General features: G+C 72.5%; 22 protein-coding genes. 16 read left to right on the forward strand and 6 right to left on the reverse strand.

The features are described from left to right. Positions 1-29: 29 nt before the first annotated feature. From FK268_RS03930 to FK268_RS03940, 3 genes are read right to left on the reverse strand one after another with little or no spacing between them, the layout of a single operon-like run. Entirely contained in the window at positions 30-716 is a 687-nt protein-coding gene (locus tag FK268_RS03930; RefSeq protein ID WP_146431281.1) for a response regulator transcription factor, read from the reverse strand. Next, positions 713-1,258 (reverse strand): PH domain-containing protein, encoded by a 546-nt coding sequence (locus FK268_RS03935; protein WP_146431284.1) that lies wholly within the window; start codon positions 1,256-1,258, stop codon positions 713-715. The genes FK268_RS03930 and FK268_RS03935 overlap by 4 nt, the downstream gene beginning before the upstream one ends. 3 nt (positions 1,259-1,261) lie before the next feature. Beyond that, positions 1,262-2,068, reverse strand: a complete 807-nt coding sequence (locus FK268_RS03940; protein ID WP_231706897.1) for a biotin--[acetyl-CoA-carboxylase] ligase — start codon at positions 2,066-2,068, stop codon at positions 1,262-1,264. A gap of 58 nt (positions 2,069-2,126) precedes the next feature. On the opposite strand from FK268_RS03940, the gene FK268_RS03945 reads away from it, so the two are divergent. The 15 genes from FK268_RS03945 to FK268_RS04015 all read left to right on the forward strand — a co-directional run bounded on the left by FK268_RS03945 (position 2,127) and on the right by FK268_RS04015 (position 17,595). Next, positions 2,127-3,782 (forward strand): acyl-CoA carboxylase subunit beta, encoded by a 1,656-nt coding sequence (locus FK268_RS03945; RefSeq protein WP_146431286.1) that lies wholly within the window; start codon positions 2,127-2,129, stop codon positions 3,780-3,782. Beyond that, positions 3,779-4,048: an acyl-CoA carboxylase epsilon subunit gene (locus FK268_RS03950; protein ID WP_146431288.1), complete on the forward strand. Its 270-nt coding sequence runs from the start codon at positions 3,779-3,781 to the stop codon at positions 4,046-4,048. Before FK268_RS03945 ends, FK268_RS03950 begins: the two co-directional genes overlap by 4 nt. Then, positions 4,045-4,695: a Maf family protein gene (locus FK268_RS03955; protein WP_231706898.1), complete on the forward strand. Its 651-nt coding sequence runs from the start codon at positions 4,045-4,047 to the stop codon at positions 4,693-4,695. Before FK268_RS03950 ends, FK268_RS03955 begins: the two co-directional genes overlap by 4 nt. A 265-nt stretch (positions 4,696-4,960) precedes the next feature. Next, complete coding sequence (locus FK268_RS03960) at positions 4,961-6,205, forward strand: phthiocerol/phthiodiolone dimycocerosyl transferase family protein (RefSeq protein WP_146431290.1); 1,245 nt, start codon at positions 4,961-4,963, stop codon at positions 6,203-6,205. A gap of 26 nt (positions 6,206-6,231) precedes the next feature. Further along, positions 6,232-7,518, forward strand: coding sequence for a phthiocerol/phthiodiolone dimycocerosyl transferase family protein (locus FK268_RS03965; RefSeq protein WP_146431292.1), 1,287 nt, complete (start codon positions 6,232-6,234; stop codon positions 7,516-7,518). Continuing rightward, positions 7,515-8,201: a VC0807 family protein gene (locus tag FK268_RS03970; RefSeq protein WP_146431294.1), complete on the forward strand. Its 687-nt coding sequence runs from the start codon at positions 7,515-7,517 to the stop codon at positions 8,199-8,201. The genes FK268_RS03965 and FK268_RS03970 overlap by 4 nt, the downstream gene beginning before the upstream one ends. Then, positions 8,198-9,580, forward strand: a complete 1,383-nt coding sequence (locus tag FK268_RS03975; protein WP_146431296.1) for a glycosyltransferase — start codon at positions 8,198-8,200, stop codon at positions 9,578-9,580. The genes FK268_RS03970 and FK268_RS03975 overlap by 4 nt, the downstream gene beginning before the upstream one ends. Position 9,581: 1 nt before the next feature. Further along, positions 9,582-10,832: a phthiocerol/phthiodiolone dimycocerosyl transferase family protein gene (locus FK268_RS03980; RefSeq protein WP_146431298.1), complete on the forward strand. Its 1,251-nt coding sequence runs from the start codon at positions 9,582-9,584 to the stop codon at positions 10,830-10,832. Beyond that, the gene (locus FK268_RS03985) at positions 10,829-12,103 is read left to right on the forward strand and encodes a hypothetical protein (protein ID WP_146431300.1); all 1,275 of its coding nucleotides are present in this window, start codon (positions 10,829-10,831) and stop codon (positions 12,101-12,103) included. Before FK268_RS03980 ends, FK268_RS03985 begins: the two co-directional genes overlap by 4 nt. Before the next feature lie 72 nt (positions 12,104-12,175). Further along, positions 12,176-13,081: a sulfurtransferase gene (locus FK268_RS03990; protein ID WP_146431302.1), complete on the forward strand. Its 906-nt coding sequence runs from the start codon at positions 12,176-12,178 to the stop codon at positions 13,079-13,081. After that, complete coding sequence (locus FK268_RS03995) at positions 13,078-13,497, forward strand: SufE family protein (protein ID WP_146431304.1); 420 nt, start codon at positions 13,078-13,080, stop codon at positions 13,495-13,497. The genes FK268_RS03990 and FK268_RS03995 overlap by 4 nt, the downstream gene beginning before the upstream one ends. Before the next feature lie 19 nt (positions 13,498-13,516). Beyond that, a complete protein-coding gene (locus tag FK268_RS04000; protein WP_146431306.1) occupies positions 13,517-14,977 on the forward strand; it encodes a condensation domain-containing protein in 1,461 nt (486 codons plus the stop codon). 130 nt (positions 14,978-15,107) lie between these two features. Continuing rightward, positions 15,108-16,916 carry an acetyl/propionyl/methylcrotonyl-CoA carboxylase subunit alpha gene (locus FK268_RS04005; protein ID WP_146431307.1) on the forward strand — a complete coding sequence of 603 codons (1,809 nt, stop codon included), beginning with the start codon at positions 15,108-15,110 and terminating at the stop codon, positions 16,914-16,916. 3 nt (positions 16,917-16,919) lie between these two features. Continuing rightward, complete coding sequence (locus FK268_RS04010) at positions 16,920-17,147, forward strand: hypothetical protein (RefSeq protein ID WP_146431309.1); 228 nt, start codon at positions 16,920-16,922, stop codon at positions 17,145-17,147. A gap of 43 nt (positions 17,148-17,190) precedes the next feature. Further along, positions 17,191-17,595, forward strand: a complete 405-nt coding sequence (locus tag FK268_RS04015) for a hypothetical protein (protein WP_146431311.1) — start codon at positions 17,191-17,193, stop codon at positions 17,593-17,595. A 4-nt stretch (positions 17,596-17,599) separates the two neighbouring features. Here the strand turns inward: FK268_RS04015 and FK268_RS04020 are convergent, their stop codons facing one another. Continuing rightward, complete coding sequence (locus FK268_RS04020; RefSeq protein WP_146431313.1) at positions 17,600-18,178, reverse strand: helix-turn-helix domain-containing protein; 579 nt, start codon at positions 18,176-18,178, stop codon at positions 17,600-17,602. A 16-nt stretch (positions 18,179-18,194) separates the two neighbouring features. After that, positions 18,195-18,329, reverse strand: coding sequence for a PIN domain-containing protein (locus tag FK268_RS25295; RefSeq protein ID WP_146431883.1), 135 nt, complete (start codon positions 18,327-18,329; stop codon positions 18,195-18,197). A gap of 79 nt (positions 18,330-18,408) precedes the next feature. Here FK268_RS25295 and FK268_RS04030 point away from each other — a divergent pair, with 79 nt between their 5' ends. Beyond that, on the forward strand, positions 18,409-18,960 hold the full coding sequence (locus FK268_RS04030; protein ID WP_146431314.1) for an NADPH-dependent FMN reductase: 552 nt from the start codon (positions 18,409-18,411) through the stop codon (positions 18,958-18,960). Positions 18,961-18,980: 20 nt separating this feature from the next. Here the strand turns inward: FK268_RS04030 and FK268_RS04035 are convergent, their stop codons facing one another. Next, positions 18,981-19,307 carry a DUF4333 domain-containing protein gene (locus FK268_RS04035; RefSeq protein ID WP_146431316.1) on the reverse strand — a complete coding sequence of 109 codons (327 nt, stop codon included), beginning with the start codon at positions 19,305-19,307 and terminating at the stop codon, positions 18,981-18,983. Positions 19,308-19,362 lie beyond the last annotated feature (55 nt).

The following is a 19,362-nucleotide window of genomic DNA, read 5'->3' on the forward strand; positions in this document are numbered from 1 at the left end:
GGTGCCCGAGACCGGGAGTCGGATGGCGCCTACTCCGCGTCGAAACGGAAACCCACGCCGCGGACGGTGACGATCCGGCGCTGCGGGCCGGTGTCGTCGCCGATCTTCCGGCGCAGCCAAGAGATGTGCATGTCGAGCGTCTTCGAGCCGCGCAGGTCCGAATCGCCCCAGACGTCGGCGAGGATCTCCTCGCGGGAGAGCAGCCGGCCCGCGTGCTCCATGAGGAAGCGGAGCAGTTCGAACTCCTTGTTGGCGAGCGAGACGTCGGCGCCGTCGACGGTGACGCGCCGCGCCGTGGCATCGAGGCGGATGCCACCGGCTTCGACGACCTCGGGCGCGTCCTGCACCGGAGCGCTGCGCCGCAGGAGGGCGCGGGTGCGCGCCATCAGCTCGAACATCCGGAAGGGTTTGCCGACGTAGTCATCGGCGCCGGCGTCGAGGCCCACCACGAAGTCCATCTCATCGGTGCGGGCGGTGAGCATGAGCACGGCCAGCTCGGGCCGCGCGGCGCGGACCTCGCGGCACACCTCCAGCCCGTCCAGCTCGGGGAGCCCGAGGTCCAGGATGAGCAGCGCGTACTCCCCGTCGAGCGCGCGGCGCAGGGCCTCGGTGCCGGTGCCGGCGACGTCCACCTCGTAGCCCTCGCGGGACAACGCCCGGGCCAGCGGCGATGCGATCGCCTCGTCGTCCTCGGCCAGGAGCACCCGCGTGGTCATGACCGCCGAGGGTACTCCGCCGAGCGGGCTTCGCGGCCCCGGTCGTCGTCCGCGTCGTCGAGCGCGTCGACGAGGAGCGCGTGCGTCGCGGCGATCCGCGGCACGTCCGGGAAGTCGAGCGGGTCCTCGCCGGCGGATTCGACGGTGAGCACGCCGCTGCGCAGCATCCGGTCGAGGAGCCGCTGGTGGTACTGCACGGAGTTGATCCGGCGCAGCGGGATGTCGATGCCGCGGCGGCGCACGATGCCGGAGCGGAACATGATCCGCAGGTCCGTGACCACGAGGTGGGTCGCGCGCCAGACCGCCCACGGGCGGGCCGTCCACCACCCCACCACCGCGATCCAGACCACGACGATCGCCAGCAGCAGCCAGTCGGGCAGCGCACCGTCGAGATGCGCGCGGCTGAGCAGGCCCAGCGCGACGCCCGCGGCGGCGCAGGCGGCGAACAGGACCAGCACCGGCACGATCATCCGCGAGGCGTGCGGGCGCGTGTGCAGCAGGATCCGCTCGTCGTCGATGAGCGCTTTGGCCGGGAATCCCACGTCTCAGGCCGGCCGCAGGTGGGTCACGTCGCCGGCGGAGAGCACGTGCCGGGAGCCGGTCTCGTCCTCGACCACGATGCGGCCCTCGACGTCCACGTCCACGGCGGTGCCGCGCAGCACCTCGTCGACGGGGAGCGAGACGGTCACGGCCTGCCCGACGGTGACGCACGCGGCCAGGTACTCCGCGCGGGCCGCGGCGGGATCGTCGGTCCACGCGGTGAGGCCGGCGTCGAGGTGGCGCAGGTAGGCGATGGCGAGGGCGGTGCGGTCGGGATCGTCGGCGCCCGCGAGCTGCAGCGACGTGGCCGTCTCGACGGGGACGTCGGCGGCGGCGAGCGTCGTGTTCAGGCCCGTGCCGATCACGGCGACGAGCGCACCGTCGGGGCCGGTGGCGAGCTCGGAGAGGATGCCGGCCGTCTTCCCGCCCCGCTTCCCCGGCTCGGCCTCGAGCAGCACGTCGTTGGGCCACTTCAGGCCGGCGCGCACGCCGGTCACCTCGCGCACGGCGGCGACCGCGGCGACGCCGGTGACCAGCGAGAGCCAGCCCGCGCGCGGCGCCGCGGCGGCGGGCACGCCCACCGTCACGGAGATGGACAGCTGCGTGCCGGCCGGCGCCGACCAGGGGCGCAGGTGGCGGCCGCGGCCCGCGGTCTGGACGTCGGCGATGAGGACGCGGCCGGGCTCGTCGCCGGCGCGGACGCCGTCGGCGAGGTCGGCGTTGGTGGAGCCGGTGCTGGGCACCACCGACACCTGGTGCCAGCGCGTGCCGCGCACGGCTGCGGCGATCGCCGTCTGATCGGGGAGCACCACGACCTCCTTCTATGGGCAGTGCGGTTCGGAATCGACTCTATTGGTTAGAGTCGGGTCTATGACGAGTGCCTCCACCACCGACGGCGCCTCCGGCGCCGGCAACAACGCTGACGCCGAGCCCAGCATCCACACCACCGCCGGCAAGCTGGCGGCCTTCCGCAAGAAGGACGCGGAGGCGCTGGCCCCGATGGGGCAGGCGGCGATCGACAAGGTGCACGAGAAGGGCCGGCTCACCGCCCGCGAGCGCGTACTCGCGCTGCTGGACGAGGGCTCCTTCGTCGAGCTCGACAAGCTGGCCCAGCACCGCTCCACCAACTTCGGCATGGCCGCGCGCCGTCCGGTGGGCGACGGTGTGGTGGCCGGCTACGGCACCATCGACGGGCGCGAGGTCTGCGTCTTCAGCCAGGACTCCACGGTCTTCGGCGGCTCCCTCGGCGAGGTCTACGGCGAGAAGATCGTCAAGGTCATGGATCTGGCCACCAAGACCGGCCGTCCGCTCGTCGGCATCATCGACGGCGCGGGGGCCCGCATCCAGGAGGGCGTCGTCTCGCTCGCCCTGTACTCGCAGATCTTCTTCCGCAACACGCAGGCCTCGGGCGTCATCCCGCAGATCTCCGTGGTGATGGGCGCGGCCGCCGGCGGCCACGTCTACTCCCCCGCCCTCACCGACTTCGTCGTGATGGTGGATCACGAGAGCCAGATGTTCATCACCGGCCCGGACGTGATCAAGTCCGTGACCGGCGAGGAGGTCACCAAGGAGGAGCTGGGCGGCGCCCAGACCCACATGACCAAGTCCGGCACGGCGCACTACGTCGCCTCGGGCGAGCAGGACGCGCTGGACTACGTGCGCGAGCTGCTGACCTACCTGCCGTCGAACAACCGCGCCGAGGCCCCGCGCTTCGTTCCGACGGACCCGCTCACCGGCTCGATCGAGGACTCCCTCACCGACGAGGACCGCGAGCTGGACACGCTGATCCCGGATTCACCGAACCAGCCCTACGACATGCACGAGGTCATCCGCCGTCTCCTCGACGACGACGAATTCCTCGAGATCCAGCCGCAGCGCGCGATGAACATCATCGTGGGCTTCGGCCGCATCGACGGTCGCAGCGTGGGCATCGTGGCGAACCAGCCCACCCAGCTGGCGGGCTGCCTCGACATCGACGCCTCGGAGAAGGCCGCGCGCTTCGTGCGCTTCTGCGACGCCTTCAACATCCCGATCGTCACCCTCGTCGACGTGCCCGGATTCCTGCCCGGCACCGGCCAGGAGTACGACGGCATCATCCGCCGCGGCGCGAAGCTGCTCTACGCCTACGGCGAGGCCACCGTTCCGAAGATCACCGTGGTCACCCGCAAGGCCTACGGCGGCGCGTACTGCGTCATGGGCAGCAAGGACATGGGCGCCGACATCAACCTCGCGTGGCCCACGGCCCAGTTCGCCGTCATGGGCGCGAGCGGCGCCGTCGGCTTCGTCTACCGCAAGGAGCTGGCCGAGGCGGCGGATAAGGGCGAGGACGTCGACGCGCTGCGCCTGAAGCTGCAGCAGGAGTACGAGGACACGCTGGTCAACCCGTACGTGGCGGCCGAGCGCGGCTACGTCGACGCGGTGATCCCGCCCTCGCACACCCGCGGCCAGATCGTCACGGCACTGAACATGCTCGAGCGCAAGGTGGTCGCCACCCTGCCCAAGAAGCACGGGAACATCCCGCTGTGAGCGCCGAGCAGAAGCCGGTCGAGGCCAGCTCGGCCGACGTCGAGAAGCTCCGCGCCGCCATCCGGTTCGAGAAGGGCAACCCGTCGGACGCGGACGTCGCCGCCGTCGTCGCGGTGCTCGCCGCGGCCACGAGTTCGACGCCGTCGGGCACGACCGCCCCGGAGTCGCTGTGGGGCGACAACCGTGACCGGATGCGCCCGCAGTACTTCAACGGCCCCCGCGCCTTCACCAGCCAGACGCCGCTGTTCTGGACCAAGGGGTCTTGACCGCCCCGGTGCGTCTCGTGCTCGCGTCGGCCTCGCCGGCGCGGCTCGCGGTGCTGCGGGCCGCCGGCACGTCGCCGTTCGTCTCGGTCTCCCAGGTCGACGAGGATGCGATCCTCGCCGGCCTGGGCCCCGACGTCTTGCACGAGGACGCCGTCGCCGCCCTCGCCCGCGCCAAAGCGCGGGACGTCGCCGACCGCATCGTCGCCGACGGCCCGCTGCCCGGGCGCGCGGTCGTGATCGGCTGCGATTCCATGCTCTCCATCGACGGTGAGCTCGTCGGCAAGCCCCACACCCCCGAGGTCGCCACGGCGCGCTGGCGCGCGATGCGCGGCCGCACGGGCCGCTTGCTCACCGGGCATCGCGCGATCCTGCTCGACGACGGTGTCGTCACCGCGGAGAGCGGCGGCACCCGCTCCACGACGCTGCGCTTCGGCGCACCGTCGGACGCGGAGATCGACGCCTACGTCGCGACCGGCGAGCCCCTCGAGGTGGCCGGCGGCTTCACCCTCGACGGTCTCGGCGGCTGGTTCGTCGAGGCGATCGACGGCGATCCGAGTTCCGTCATCGGCATCTCCCTGCCGTTGACGCGCGAGCTGCTCGACGGGCTGGGCGTCTCCCCCGTCGAGCTGTGGCCGGACCGAGCCTGATCTTCACCATGTCGGACGTGGTGGACCTCACAGGATTTCGCCCACCGATCGTGTAATCATCTCGTTAACGGCGGGCGATCACCACGTTTCCGCAGTTCGGCGCCACACTCGATGTTTCCATCACGTACGCCGTTCGAGCTGCAAGAACACCGAAGCATTACCTTCAGGCGAGTTCCCCCAACCCTGGTCAAGGGTCCAATAGCGTGACGAGCGCCACCACTCGTTCGTCTCGCGAAAGGAATGGACGTCGACTTAGCGTCATCCCATGACCACGACGCTCCGCCCCCTCGCCTCGTCCGAGATCGGCTTCGTGGGCCCGCACCCCACCACGTGCGCCTTCGAGCTGACCGTGCGCGGCCCGCTCGATCAGGACGCCCTCGCCGACGCCTTCGCGGCCCTGCGGGCCGAGCACCCCGCGCTGGACGCCGCCGTCGCACCCGCCGGCGACGGGTACGCCTTCGTCTCGCCCACGGCCGGCGCGGCGCTCACCACCGGCCCCGAGGCTCCCCTCGTCGACCCCGCGCACGCGCTCGCCCGGCTGCACGTCACGTCGGTCGGCGATCGGCACCGCGTCGCCCTCGCCGTCAGCCACGCGCTCGCCGACGGTGCGCACCTCTTCGCGCTCCTGAGCCGGCTCTGGTCGCATTACACCGCGCTCGTCCGCACGGGCGCGACGGACGTCGCGGCGCCGCGTCCCTTCCCCGGCTCGGCGCAGCGGGTCCTCGCCACGCTCGACGTCCCGAAGGTCAGCACCGGCCGCGCCAGGCTCGACGGTGCGCGGTGGTACGGCAGCGCTCCCGTCCTCGCCCCGCGGGAGGCCGACGGGGCCGTCCTGCCCGAGACGATCTCGCTGCGTTTCTCGCCGGAGACCACCGCGCGCTTCACGGAGGCCGCGCAGGAGAACGGCGTCAACGCGCTGCTCTCCGGCACCCTGCTCGCCGCCGAACGCGCGGGCTTCCTCGGCGAGGATCCCGCGGCGCCGATCCGGATCGGCGCGATGACCCTCGTCGACCTGCGGCGCCGGGTGCGCCCCCTGCTCGATCCGACCGAGGTCACCAACTTCGTCGGCGCCTCCTACAGCGCCCCGGAACTGACCACCGCCGCCGACCCCGAGCGGGTGGGCGCGGCCCTGGCGAAGACGGTGCGCACCGATGTGCGGGGCGGGCGTGCACTCGCCGCCCTCGCCAACGCGGCGGCGTCCTCGGCGACGCCGGAGCCGCCGGTGGTGCTCAGCAACCTCGGGCCGCTCGACGTCGAGCTGCCCGACGACCTGACCGCGGAGGACCTGCGGCCCGTCCTGTCGATGGACTCCACCGCCCTGCACGTTCCCGCCGGCCCGCGTCGCGCGGCACCGTCGGCCACGATCCACCAGGTCTGGACCTTCCGCGGCCGCCTCGGGATCGAGGCGATCACCCTCGGCGGCACCGCCACCACCGAGGCCCGCACCGCGGTCGCGGACCGCATCGACGCCCTCGTCCACGCCGCCGCCCGCCGCGCACCCGCAGCCTGACCGTCACCGATCGCACAGGAGCCGACATGCAGAACCACCGCCCCCTCACCTTCTCCGAGGCCTCCTTCGTCCGTCCCACCTCGCGCGAGGTCATCGGCACCTCGTTCGAACTGCGCGGCACCGTCGACCGAACCGCACTGCGCTCGGCGTTCACGTCGCTGCTCGAGGAGTACCCCGTCCTGGCGGCCCGCATCGTCGACGTCAAGGGCCGCCCCCACTTCGCGCCCGGCGACGCCTCGGTGGTCGCCGCGATCGGCTTCCGCGAGACGACGGCGCCGTGGACCGGCTACGAGCAGACCCCGCCGTGGTTCGTCGGCTCCGAGCAACTGGCGGCACTGTCGCTCACCGGGATCCGCGACCGCTACCGGCTCACGCTGTGGGCGAGCCACGCCGCCACGGACGGCTCCGGCATCGTCGCCATCGCGGCCCGCCTGTTCGAGCTGTACACCGCGCTGGCGAGCGGCGCCACGCCGATCATCCGGCGCGCCACCGACTTCCCTGCGGAGCCGCACCTGGTGATGGCGGCCCGCGGGCACCTCCCCGCGGAGCTGGACTACGAGGAGCGGCTCGCGGGCACCGTCTGGCACGGGGCGGTTCCGGCCCACTTCCCCGACGAGCCCGGCCCCGATGTCGACGATGCGCTGCGCATCCGGTTCGGCACGCACGAGAGCGCCGCCTTCTCCGCCGCGGCTCGCGCCCATGGGGTCTCGTCGCACGCCCTGCTGAGCGCGGTCATCGCGCGGGCCGAGCTCGCCGAGTGCGCGGAGGGTTCGGCGGTCGCTCTGCTCACCCCGGTCGACTTCCGCAGCCGGATCGACCCGCCGATCCCACTGCGGTCGGTGACCGCCCTCTGCGGCTTCTCCTACGTCGCGGTCGGTGACGCCCCGACGGAGGAGATCGCGCGCACCGTCGCCGACCGGATCCGTGCGGACGTCCGCGACGGCACCGTGCTGCGGACGTCGGTGAGCCCCATGCCCGACCCCCGGACCCGGCGCCACGGGCCTCCCGTCCTGATCAGCAACCTCGGCGAGGTGCCCGCACCGCTCACCCCGGCGGGCCTCGACGTCCTCGACTTCCACGCGCAGATCGTCCGCAGCGCGGCCGGAATCCGCGAGTACGCCGCCGGAGCCGGCGACGAGGCGGTACCGGCCTCGCCCATCGGCACGTCCTACCTCGTCTCCACCTTCGGCGGCCGCCTCTCCGTCGAGCTGCGCGTACTCCCCGGCACGCTCGACGGTGCCGTCCGCCGCCGGCTCCTCGACCGCATCGAGGCCGGCGCGCACCGGCTGCTGTCGATCGGGACCGCGGCATGACCGTCCCGCTCGCCGACACGCAGTCGCCGCCGGCGCCGCCGGTGGCGCTACTCGTCGACGTCGCGCTCCAGCTGGGCGTGTACTTCAGCCTGCGCTACCTGGTGGGCACCGGCCAGCTCCTCGCGCTGGTCGCCGGCACCACCCTGGTGGCGCTGCGGATCCTCGTCCGGTCCCTGGTCCGACGGTCCGTGGACCCGCTGGAGATGTTCACGCTCACGCTCCTGGCGTCGTCGATCACGGCCGCTGCGATCTCCGGCAGCCCGCGCATCATCCTGCTGGTGGAGACCTCCATCGGTGCGCTGATGGCCGTCGCGATCGCCGCCGGCCTGCTCCTGCGGCGCCCGGCGGTCGCGACCCTGATGATGCGCCTGACCGTCCGCGGCGACGGTGCCCGGGCGCAGCGCTGGAACCGCCGGGTCCGCACCGAGCGCCGGTGCACCCGCGCGCTCGGGGCGGTCGACCCGCTGTGGCTCGTGGCGGTGGTGCTGAGCACCACCGCTTCGATCACCGCGGCGCTCGGCCTCCCGATCGACTACGCCGTGGTCGCGTGCCAGCTGATCCCGCTGCTGGTCGCCGTACCCGTGCTCCCCCTGACGCTGCTGCTCCTGCGTCCCGTCCGCGCCGCCCTGGCCGAGCCCCGAACCGAGTTCCACCCGCCCGTCGAAAGGACATCACTGACATGAAGGTCTGCATCCTCGCCATGGGGAGCCGCGGCGACGTCCAGCCGACGATCGCGATCGGACTCGCGCTGCGCGCCCGCGGCCACGATGTGACGATCGCCGCGATGGGGGACCCGCTGGTCGAACTCATCCGCTCCGCGGGCCTCGACGCGCACCGCCTCAACGACGGTGTCCCCGACTACGACGACGACTACCGCGACGTGATCCACCGGCCGGTCGAGCGGATGCGGGCCTACGGGCGCTGGCTGATCCGCAACATCGCCACCATCTCCCGCGAGACGGAGATCGTGTGCCGCGACGCCGATGTCGTGCTGACCCATTCGGACGCGGTCGATTTCGCACTGCCGATCACGCGGCGCAGCGGCGCGACCATCATCAGCTACCGGTTCTTCCCCGGGACCACCAACAGCGTCTACCCGATGACGCAGTACACCCCCGCGGGCTTGACCAGCGACGTGCTCTCGCGCTCGCCCCGGATGGTCAAGCGCGCGACCTGGGCCCTCGGCGACTCGTTCACCTGGACGCACGTCCGGGCGGCCGTGAACTTCCACCGGATGTCGGTGGGCGAGGCGCCCTACCGGTCGCGGCGCGCGAAGAACCGCGACGCCCACGAGATCGTCGATCTGCAGCTCTACGATCCCGCCCTGACCCCGGACCTGGTCCCCGAGTTCAGCCGTACCCGGCCGATGCTGGGCTTCCCCGAGGTCCCTTCGGACGCCTGGCTGCGCCGGGGCGCGCAGAAGCGCACCGACGCCGATCTCATGGCCTGGCTCGCCGACGGCGACGCCCCGATCTACTGGGGCTTCGGCAGCATGCGCATCGCGGACCCGGACGGCATGGCGCGCACCTTCGCCCGCGTCTGCGCCGAGCGCGGCCGCCGCGGGCTCATCGTCGCCGGGTGGAGCGATCTCGTCGGCGCCGACCTCGGCGAGCACATCCGCGTCGTGGACGAGGTGGTGCACGCGGAGGTGCTCCCCCAGTGCGCGGCCGCCGTCCACCACGGCGGGGCCGGGACCACGGCCGCCACGCTCCGGGCGGGCCTCCCCACCCTGATCTGCCCCGTGCTCGCCGACCAGCCCTTCTGGGGCGCACGGGTCACGGACCTCGGCGTCGGCGCGTGCCTACCGATGCGCAATGTCACCGCCGAACGCCTGCACGCCGCCTTCGACCTGCTGCTCGATCCGGCGACCCGCCGCCGGGCGCAGCGCATCTCCTCCCTGATCGACCTCGGCGACATCCCCGCCCGCCGCGCCGCGACGATCATCGAGTCGATCGCCGAGGACGACGGGGTGGACGTGCGGACCGTCGCGCCGCTGGTGGCGCCCGACACCGTCGATTTCGACACCGCCGCGGTGGTCTCCCTCGCCGGACTGGAGGTGTGAGATGCCCCGACGCTCCCTGACCCCGCTCGAGATCCCGTACGTGCTCACGGGAACCACCTCCAGCGGCAGCTTCGTGGTCCGCGGCCCGGTGGTGGCGGACCGCCTGGCCGGCGCCTTCGCCTCGCTGCGCCGCGAGCACCCCGTGCTCGCGGGCCGGATCGAACCGCACGCCTTCGGGTTCGACCTCGTCGCACCGGATTCCCCGCCCGAACAGGAGGCCGCACCGATCCGGGTGGAACTGCGCCCCTTCGCCCCGGGCGACGTCCGGCTGGGCGTCGACGTCGAGAACGCCGTCTCCGCCCTGCAACTGGTCTCGGACGGTGACCTGCATCGGGTGACTCTCGGCGTGAGCCACGCGGTCGCGGACGGCGCGCACGCGCTGTACCTCAATCTGCGCCTCTGGGAGCTGTACTCGGGTGCTGAGGCCGCGCCACCCGCGGACCTGCCGGCCGCGCCGACGGACCTGGCGGAACGCGTCGGCGCCGCAGGGGCTCCCGCCGAGCACGCGACGGTCGCCGTGCGCTCCACGGCCGCGATCCCCACGGCGGAGGACGTCGACGGCGGCGATTTCGCCTTCGAGCGGATCCGTCTGGACGCCGCCGCGACCGAAGCGCTGCGCCGCCGCGCCAAGGAAGCGGGACTCAGCGTCCACGGCCTGCTCGCCGGGGTGATCGTCGCGGCGGAACGCGCGGAGCAGGACTTCCCCGCCGACGAGGCCGTCCCCATGGCCGTCTTCAGCCCGGTCGATCTGCGGGCCAGGGCCGAGCCGCCGGTCGCGGCCGCCGCGGTCACCAACTTCGCCGGCTCGTCGACGGTGCCCGTCGCGGTCCGCGGCGACACGGCTCCCGAGGAGATCGGGCGGGTCGTGCTCGAGCGGCTCCGCGTCGACCTCGCCGACGGCACCGTCGTCGCGGCGCTCACCGGGACGGCACCGGTCACCGTCACCGGCGGAGTCCCCGTGCGGCTGAGCAACATCGGGGCGGTTCCGGCACCGTCGACCCCGGCGGGCGTCACCGCGCTGGACTTCCACACCAGCTCCGAGGTCGACATCGAGCGTGTGCGGACGCTGGTGCGGGCAGCGCCGCCCGAGGCGCTCGCCCCGCTGGTCGGGCTCCACCACCACGCGCTCACCTTCGACGGGCGTCTGTCGATCGAGCTGCGGCACGCGCCGGGCACCCTTCCGCCCGCGACCGTCCGGCGCATCCGCGACCGGATCGAGGCCGGCCTGCTCGCCACCGGGGTCGCGGCATGACGGACGACCTCCTCGCCTTCGTCGATCAGGGCGCCGCGTCGGGGACCCGCGCCACCGGCCGCAACGCGCTCATCCAGGTGGTGTGGATCTACGACGCCGGCGTCGATCTCGCGGGCCTCGAACGCTTCCGGTCGGCGCTCACCTCGGGCCTGTTGGGCCGCCGGATCGCCCATTCCCCGTTGCCCTTCGGCCGCGATCGCTGGGTGGCGACCACCGCGGCGCCGCGCCTCGCCGTCGACACCGTCGCGCGGCCGCGAGAGGCGATCGACGGGTGGCTGGACGAGCGGGCCGCCGCTCCCATCGATCCGTGGTCCGGGCCGGGATGGCACCTCGGGGTGCTGCCCCTGACCGACGGCGGTTCCGCCGTCACCCTGGTGGTCTCGCACGTCCTCGCCGACGGGGTGGGCACCGCGACCGCGGTCGCGGAGGCCGCGCTCGGCGCCACCCGCGACCTGCCCTACCCGCGCGAGGCGGCCCCGCCGATGCGCGCGATGCGCCGCGATGCGGCGCTGGTGGCCCGCGAGCTGCCGTCCGCCTTCCGGGCCGCGGCGGCCGCGTCCCGGCTGGCCCGAGGTCGCCTGGAGCACGAGGAACCCGCCCGCGACCACCCCGTCGGGCGCGACCGGTGGGCGGTCGTGCACCTCGACCGCGCACCGCTGGCGGCCCGCGCCGCGGAGTCCGGCGGCACCGAGTCGACCCTGCTCTTCCAGGCCACCGCCCGGATCGCCGCGGCGCTCGACTGGGTCCGGCCCGACGGGCGCGCGGTGCTCGGGCTGTCGGTCAACCGGCGTGAGGAGGGCGATCTGCGGGGCAACGCGATCGTCGACGCGGAACTGGTCGTGGACCCGACGGACACCCTGGAAGGCGTCGTGGCCCTGCGCGCCGACGTCAAGGGCGTCCTGGGCGCACTCCCGGACGCGGGGCGCTACGACGCCTTCGGTCCCCTGATCACGCTGCTCCCCCGCCGGACACTGGCCGCGCTGATCGACGCACCGCCCGACCCTGCGAACCCCGTCACCACCTGCGCCGGCGTGGGCGAGCTGCCCGCCCCGGTCCGTGCGCCCGACGGCACGCCCGCGGACCGCACGTGGTTCCGGCTGGCGTGGTCCGCCCTGCCGGGCCGGGTCGTGGCGGACCGTCCGCCCTACCTGTACGTCGGGTGGACCGGAACGCGGGACGAGACCTCGTTGTTCACCGCGACCAATCTCGCGGCCCCCGCCGATCTGCGCGGCCTCGTCGAGGCGGCGGCGCAGGACCTCGCCACCCGATGAGACGCCGCACGCGGGGGCGCCACCGGGGTCGCCGCGGCGCGCCCGCACCGTCCGGGGGCTAGGCTGGCGGACGTGGCTATCGAGACCGATCCGAGCGCGGAACTGCAGGACTACGCACACCCCGAGCGCCTCGTCACCGCGGACTGGCTGAGCGGGCACCTCGGTGTCCCCGGCCTGAAGGTGATCGAGTCCGACGAGGACGTGCTCCTCTACGACATCGGGCACATCCCCACGGCGCAGAAGGTCGACTGGCACCTGCACCTGAACGACCCGGTGACGCGCGACTACATCTCCGGCGAGCAGTTCGCGGAACTCATGCGCGCCAAGGGCATCAGCCGCGACGACACCGTGGTGATCTACGGCGACAAGTCGAACTGGTGGGCCGCCTACGCCCTGTGGGTGTTCACCCTCTTCGGCCACCCGGACGTCCGCCTGCTCGACGGCGGCCGGGACAAGTGGATCAGCGACGCCCGAGACGTCTCGCTGGAGCAGCCCGAGTACCCGCGCAGCGACTACCCCGTGGTCGAGCGCGACGATTCGACGATCCGCGCCTTCGCCGACGAGGTGCGCGCCGACATCGGGCGCCGCGCGCTGGTCGACGTGCGCTCCCCGCAGGAGTACACGGGCGAGCGCACCCACATGCCCGACTACCCGGAGGAGGGGGCGCTGCGCGGCGGCCACATCCCCACCGCGGTGTCCATCCCGTGGGCGAAGGCCGCTCGCCAGGACGGCCGGTTCCTCCCCCACGCCGACCTCCTCGAGGTCTACGGCGGGCTCGACCCCAAGGCCCCCGTCACCGCGTACTGCCGCATCGGCGAGCGCTCGAGCCACACCTGGTTCGTGCTCACGCACCTCCTCGGCTTCGACGACGTGCGCAACTACGACGGTTCCTGGACCGAGTGGGGCAACACCGTGCGCGCGCCGATCGTCCGTGGCGACGACCCCTGCGCAGCGCCCGGCGCCTCCGCCTCCGCATGACGGCCGGCCTTCCCGCGCCGCTCGCGGAGATCGTCGACGACTTCGCGGGCGTCGGCGAGCAGGACCGGCTGGAGCTGCTGCTCGAGTTCTCGCGGGAGCTGCCCGAGCTCCCGGAGCACCTAACGGCCGCGGCGATGGAACCGGTGCCCGAGTGCCAGTCGCCGCTGTTCCTCGACGTCGACGCCACGGACCGCGCAGCGGTACGGCTGTACTTCAGCGCGCCGCCGGAGGCGCCCACCACGCGCGGCTTCGCGTCGATCCTGGCGCAGGGGCTCGACGGGCAGTCCGCCGCGGCGATCGCGGCGGTCCCGGACGACTTCCACCACGCCCTCGGCCTCGACACCGTCGTCAGCCCGCTGCGCCTGCGCGGCATGTCGGCGATGCTCGCGCGTATCAAGCGTCGCCTCGACGCCTGAGCCCACCGGAAGCCCCGCCATGCAATTCACCGAGCTGGACGCGTACCCACTGCGCCCGGGTGAACTGCGCAACTGGATCCCCACGACGGGCCCGGCCGCGCGCTGGCGCGACGACCCGCGCGCCACGTCGCACGTGCACGAGGCGCACCTGAGGGGCGCGCAGGCGGTGCTGCGGCGACGCCACATCGACGGCGGACGCGAGTCCTGGCTGGGCCTCGGCGTCGAGTTCGACGAGCCCCTGTCGATCCCCGGGCTGCGGACCGCGCTCCGGGCCTGGATCGACCGGCACGAGGTGCTCCGGACGCACGTCTTCCTCGAGGACGGCCGCCCGCGCCGGCGCAGCGCGCAGACCGACACCGTCGACCTGCGGATCAAGACGGTGGGCACGTACCGGTCCACCGGGCCGCTCGCGGAACAGCTGCTGGGCGAGTTCGACCGGTCGACGGCGCCGCTGACATGGCCCGCCTACATGTTCTCGACGGTCTCGCGCGAGGACTCGTTCACCCTCTTCTTCGCCGCCGATCACTCCCTGCTGGACGGCTACTCACTGATCCTGAGCCCCTACGAGTTGCGGGAGCTCTACCGGCAGGCGATGCACGACGAGCCGGCGCGCCTGCTGCCCACCGGCAGCTACGTGAACTACTCGGACACCGACCGGCAGTCCGCGGACCGGGCGGGGGCGAGCCACCCGGCCGCGCAGATGTGGGACGAGTACCTCAGCGAGACGGGCTTCCGCCCCGACCCCTTCCCCATGCCGCTGCTGCCGCTCAGCGCGAAGACGCTCGCCGACGAGACCCGCGCGGCCCTGAGTCGCGATCCGGACGGCGTGCCCCGCCTGCCGCAGGGGGCGCTGAACTTCCACCTGCTGGACGACGACCGCGCGAACAACTTCACCCGTGTGTGCTCGGAGTCCGGCGCCTCGCTGGTGACCGGCGTGCTGGCCTGCATGGCCAAGATCAACACCGATCTGGGGTTCGGTCCCGTCTTCCGGTGCGCCGTCACCCGGCACACCCGCGACGCGGAGCAGTGGATCGCGGCGCTCGGCTGGTTCGTCGGCATCGCGCCCTTCCGCCTCGACACCACGGGCACCCGCACCTTCGGCGAGCTGGCGCAGCGCGCGCAGGCCGCGTGGAAGCACTCCAAGATCGGCAGCACGCTGCCCTACCTGCGCATCGGCGAGGTCCTCGCCGAGGAGCCCGGGCGCTCGCAGGCGCCGCCGCCGCGGTTCGTCGTCTCCTTCATGGACACGCGTTCCGCGCCGGGTTCGGACATCAACGACGCCGGCGGAGCCGGGGCGCTGCGCTCACGCGACTACTCGATCGACGACGTCTACCTGTGGATGCTGCGCACACCGTCCGGCCTGCACGTCGCGGCGCGGTTCCCGGGCTTCGACACCGCGCGCCGAAGTGTCACGCTGTACCTCGGCGCGCTACGTTCGTTGGTGACCGAAATTGGCGATGCGACGGTTACTCGTGGGTAACCGAACCCGCGAGGGGACTGTCGGCTGCGCCACAAGTGAGTAGGCATACACTCGTCAGGAGTTTGAGCCCCGACGGGACAACGATGGCGGCGCACCTCACGGCGCGCCGCAATGGAACGAGGAGACTTGAGTGGCAGCCCACGCTGACAAGAAGATCGAGAAGGTACTCATCGCCAACCGCGGTGAGATCGCCGTCCGCGTCATCCGCGCCGCCCGGGACGCCGGCCTGACCAGCGTCGCCGTGTACGCGGAGCCGGACGCCGAAGCCAAGTTCGTGCGCCTCGCCGACGAGGCCTTCGCCCTGGGCGGGCAGACCTCGGCCGAGTCCTACCTCGTCTTCGACAAGATCCTCGACGCCGCGAAGAAGTCGGGCGCCGACGCGATCCACCCCGGCTACGGCTTCCTGTCCGAGAACGCCGACTTCGCGCAGGCCGTCATCGACGCGGGCCTGACCTGGATCGGTCCGTCGCCGGCCTCGATCCGCGACCTGGGTGACAAGGTGACCGCGCGTCACATCGCCGAGCGTGCGAACGCCCCGATGGCGCCCGGCACCAAGGACCCGGTCAAGGACGCCGACGAGGTCGTCGCCTTCGCCAAGGAGTACGGCGTGCCCGTCGCGATCAAGGCCGCCTTCGGCGGCGGCGGCCGCGGCATGAAGGTCGCGTACACCGTCGAGGAGATCCCCGAGCTGTTCGAGTCGGCCACCCGTGAGGCCGTCGCAGCCTTCGGTCGCGGCGAGTGCTTCGTGGAGCGCTACCTCGACAAGGCCCGCCACGTCGAGGCGCAGGTCATCGCCGATCAGCACGGCAACGTCGTGGTCGCCGGCACCCGCGACTGCTCGCTGCAGCGCCGCTTCCAGAAGCTCGTCGAGGAGGCGCCCGCGCCCTTCCTCACCGACGAGCAGCGCGCCCGCATCCACCAGTCCGCCAAGGACATCTGCCGCGAGGCGGGCTACTACGGCGCCGGCACCGTCGAGTTCCTCGTCGCCGCCGACGGCCTCGTCAGCTTCCTCGAGGTCAACACCCGCCTCCAGGTCGAGCACCCGGTCACCGAGGAGACCGCGGGCATCGACCTCGTGCGCCAGCAGTTCCGCATCGCCGAGGGCAAGGAGCTGACGATCACGGAGGATCCGACTCCCCGCGGCCACAGCTTCGAGTTCCGGATCAACGGCGAGGACGCCGGCCGCGGCTTCCTGCCCGCCCCCGGACCGATCAGCGTCTACCGCGAGCCCACCGGCCCCGGCGTGCGCGTCGACTCCGGCGTGGACGCCGGCGACGTCATCGGCGGCCAGTTCGACTCGATGCTGGCCAAGCTCATCGTGACCGGCGCGACCCGCCAGGAGGCGCTGGAGCGCTCGCGGCGCGCGCTGGCCGAGTTCGAGGTCGAGGGCCTCGCGACGGTCATCCCGTTCCACCGGCACATCGTCGAGAACCCGGCCTTCGTCGGCGACGAGAACGGCTTCGAGGTCTACACCAAGTGGATCGAGACCGATTGGGAGAACCCGATCGAGCCCTACACCGGTGGCCAGGCCATCGAGGAGGACGACTCGCTGCCGCGCCAGAACGTGGTCGTCGTCGTCGACGGACGCCGCGTCGAGGTCTCGCTGCCGGGCGAGCTCTCGCTGGGCGGTGGCGGTGCGGCCGGCGGCGCCGGCGTGATCCGCCGCAAGCCGAAGCCGCGCACCCGCGACCGCGGCGCCGGTGTCGCCGCCACCGGCGACTCGGTGACCGCGCCCATGCAGGGCACCGTCGTCAAGGTGGCCGTCGAGGACGGCCAGCAGGTCAGCGCGGGCGACCTCGTCGTGGTGCTCGAGGCCATGAAGATGGAGAACCCGGTCGCCGCGCACAAGGACGGCATCGTGACCGGCCTCGCCGTCGAGCCCGGCACCGCCGTCACCCAGGGCACCGTCCTGCTCGAGATCAAGTCCGACGAGGCCTGATTCTTGGACCCGATCGGCCTGAACGTCGGGGCGTGGTACCTCACGGAACTGCGCCCCGACGCCTGGCTGGCCGACGAGGCCTACGCCTGGGCGGTCCGCGTGAACACGACCGGTGATTCGATCGGCGAGGTCGTGCTGCACCCGTCCGGCGAGGTCACCGTCGACGGTCCCGACAGCGAGGGACTGCGCACCGCGCGCGCCGCGGTGGAACGGTTCGGCGCGTCCCTCTAGCGAAATCCCCGCGATCGCGGCCCCGGCACGCCATGATCGACGCATGGCGAAGAAGAAGGCGCCCGAACCCACCCCGCCCTCGATCTCCGAATCGGTGAACGATCTGGTCGATTCGGTGCGCGCGGCCGCGGGTCGCGCCCTGGACAACACCGGCCGTACGGTGACCAGCGTCGGCAAACTCAGCACCATCCCTCCGGACACGATCGAGCTGATCGCGGAGCTGCCGAAGGTGATGCTGGCGATGGCCGACATGATCGAGCGCGCCAACAACGTCATCGACCGCGTCGAGCGGCTCACCGCCGTCGCGGATCCGGCGCTCAACACCCTCGACGCGGTGCTGCCGCCGCTCGTCGACGTGACCAACCGGCTCAGCGACGTCCAGCGCGGTGTCAACAAGCTCCCCGGCGTGAGCCACCTCCGCAAGGCCACGGGCCTCGACTCCGACTGACCGCCTAGTCGCCCAGCACGTGGTGCGCCCGCTCGCCCTGCGGGCCGTAGATGCCCAGGTACTCGACGGGGCGCCCATCCGCACTCCCGAACCAGTGCGGCAGCCGGGTGTCGAATTCGATCACCTCGCCGGGCTTGATCAGCATCTCCTTCTCGCCCAGGATCAGGCGCAGGGTGCCGTCGAGGACGTAGACCCAGTGGTAGCCGGGATGCGAGACCGGCGTGGGGGCCGCACCGTCGCCCGGGCGGGGCCGGATGACCTCCTTGAAGGTGCGCAGCCCGCCGGCGCGGCGGGTGAGCGGCACGATGGTGCGATCGCCCCGGCGGACCGGTTTCAGCCGCACCCGCGGGTCCCCGGTCTCGGGCGCGTCGACGAGCTCGTCGAGCGGCAGCCCGTAGGTGCGGGCGAGGGGCAGCAGCAGCTCCAGCGTGGGCTTGCGGGTGCCGCCCTCGAGCCGCGACAGGGTGCTCACCGAAATGCCCGTGGCCTCCGCAACGGCCGTGAGGGTGATGTCGCGCTCCTGCCGGATGGCCCGCAATCGGGGCCCGACGTGTGCGAGCACGGGATCGTCGTCGTCGCTCATGACCGCCATTGTGCCGCTACGTGAAGGGGTTCAGCGTGCGGACGGGGACGCCCTCGAAGTCGGTGACGTTCCGGGTGACCAGCGTCAGGTCGTGCGCCAGAGCTGTCGCGGCGATGAGCGCGTCGACGATCGAGAGCGTGCGCCTGAGCAGCCAGTAGCGGACCCCGGTCCGTTACGTTACGGTGGGGTCGACGCCCGACCGGGCGAACACTCCTCCCGAAAGGATTCGCATGAAGATCGGCATCATCCTGGGCTCCATCCGCGACGGCCGGAAGTCCGAGCAGGTCGGCACGTGGGTCGCCGAAGCGACGCAGGCGCGCGAGGGCGTCGAGGTCACCGTGCTGGACCTCAAGGAGTTCGACGTTCCGCTGCTGACCTCGGCCACGGTGCCCGGCGCCGCGAACCGGCAGTACGACAACGCGGCGGTCACCGCCTGGGGGCAGGCCGTCGACGCCCAGGACGGTTTCATCTTCGTCACTCCCGAGTACAACCACTCGATCCCCGGCGCTTTCAAGAACGCCTTCGATTCGATCGGCCCCGAGTGGGCCGGGAAGACCGTCGGCTTCGTGGCCTACGGCGCCGACGGCGGCGTCCGCGCCGTGGAGCACTGGCGCCAGATCACCGCGAACTTCTCGATGGTCGACGCCCGGGCGCAGGTCAGCCTCGGCCTGTTCACCGACTTCGACGGCGAGGGCGCCTTCACTCCGCTCGAGCGCCGCGCCGGCGAGCTGTCCGGCCTGCTCGACGAGCTGACCGCGGCCACCGCGCGCCACCTGCGCTGACGCCGGCGGCGGCTACCGGGTCACGGCTGCGGCGTGATCCGGTAGCTCCAGTCGAGCGAGGTCGGCTGCACCGCGGTGACTCGGACGTCGACGGCGAACCGGGCGCCGCCGATCTTCACAGCGGTGCAGCGCTGGGTGGCGCCTACGGTCGCCTCGAGCGCTCCGTTGCAGGTGACCTGCCAGAGGTCCTTGAACTGCGGGCGCTCGCGGAGCACGTCATCCACCACGCTCGCCAGCTTCTCGACGGTGACCTCCCGCGGAGCGGCGGAGCTGACGGCGGGAACGGCGCCGGCGATCGCGAGAGCGAGTGCACCGGCAGCGAGGAAACGGCAACCACGATTGATCATGCGAGCAATCCCAGCAGATTACTTTGCGAAGCACAGCACTTTGTGATCAGCGACT

It is taken from the genome of Tsukamurella sputi (assembly GCF_007858445.1).
Lineage (GTDB): Bacteria > Actinomycetota > Actinomycetes > Mycobacteriales > Mycobacteriaceae > Tsukamurella > Tsukamurella sputi.

Excerpts from the sequence above, each read along its gene's own strand:
- FK268_RS04015 (WP_146431311.1), top strand. The coding sequence starts at position 17,191 with ATGGCGAAGAAGAAGGCGCCCGAACCCACCCCGCCCTCGATCTCCGAA.
- FK268_RS03995 (WP_146431304.1), top strand. The coding sequence starts at position 13,078 with ATGACGGCCGGCCTTCCCGCGCCGCTCGCGGAGATCGTCGACGACTTC.
- FK268_RS03960 (WP_146431290.1), top strand. The coding sequence starts at position 4,961 with ATGACCACGACGCTCCGCCCCCTCGCCTCGTCCGAGATCGGCTTCGTG.
- FK268_RS03945 (WP_146431286.1), top strand. The coding sequence starts at position 2,127 with ATGACGAGTGCCTCCACCACCGACGGCGCCTCCGGCGCCGGCAACAAC.
- FK268_RS03965 (WP_146431292.1), top strand. The coding sequence starts at position 6,232 with ATGCAGAACCACCGCCCCCTCACCTTCTCCGAGGCCTCCTTCGTCCGT.
- FK268_RS04000 (WP_146431306.1), top strand. The coding sequence starts at position 13,517 with ATGCAATTCACCGAGCTGGACGCGTACCCACTGCGCCCGGGTGAACTG.
- FK268_RS03975 (WP_146431296.1), top strand. The coding sequence starts at position 8,198 with ATGAAGGTCTGCATCCTCGCCATGGGGAGCCGCGGCGACGTCCAGCCG.
- FK268_RS04035 (WP_146431316.1), bottom strand. The coding sequence starts at position 19,307 with ATGATCAATCGTGGTTGCCGTTTCCTCGCTGCCGGTGCACTCGCTCTC.
- FK268_RS03980 (WP_146431298.1), top strand. The coding sequence starts at position 9,582 with ATGCCCCGACGCTCCCTGACCCCGCTCGAGATCCCGTACGTGCTCACG.
- FK268_RS04030 (WP_146431314.1), top strand. The coding sequence starts at position 18,409 with ATGAAGATCGGCATCATCCTGGGCTCCATCCGCGACGGCCGGAAGTCC.
- FK268_RS03930 (WP_146431281.1), bottom strand. The coding sequence starts at position 716 with ATGACCACGCGGGTGCTCCTGGCCGAGGACGACGAGGCGATCGCATCG.
- FK268_RS03970 (WP_146431294.1), top strand. The coding sequence starts at position 7,515 with ATGACCGTCCCGCTCGCCGACACGCAGTCGCCGCCGGCGCCGCCGGTG.
- FK268_RS04020 (WP_146431313.1), bottom strand. The coding sequence starts at position 18,178 with ATGAGCGACGACGACGATCCCGTGCTCGCACACGTCGGGCCCCGATTG.
- FK268_RS03985 (WP_146431300.1), top strand. The coding sequence starts at position 10,829 with ATGACGGACGACCTCCTCGCCTTCGTCGATCAGGGCGCCGCGTCGGGG.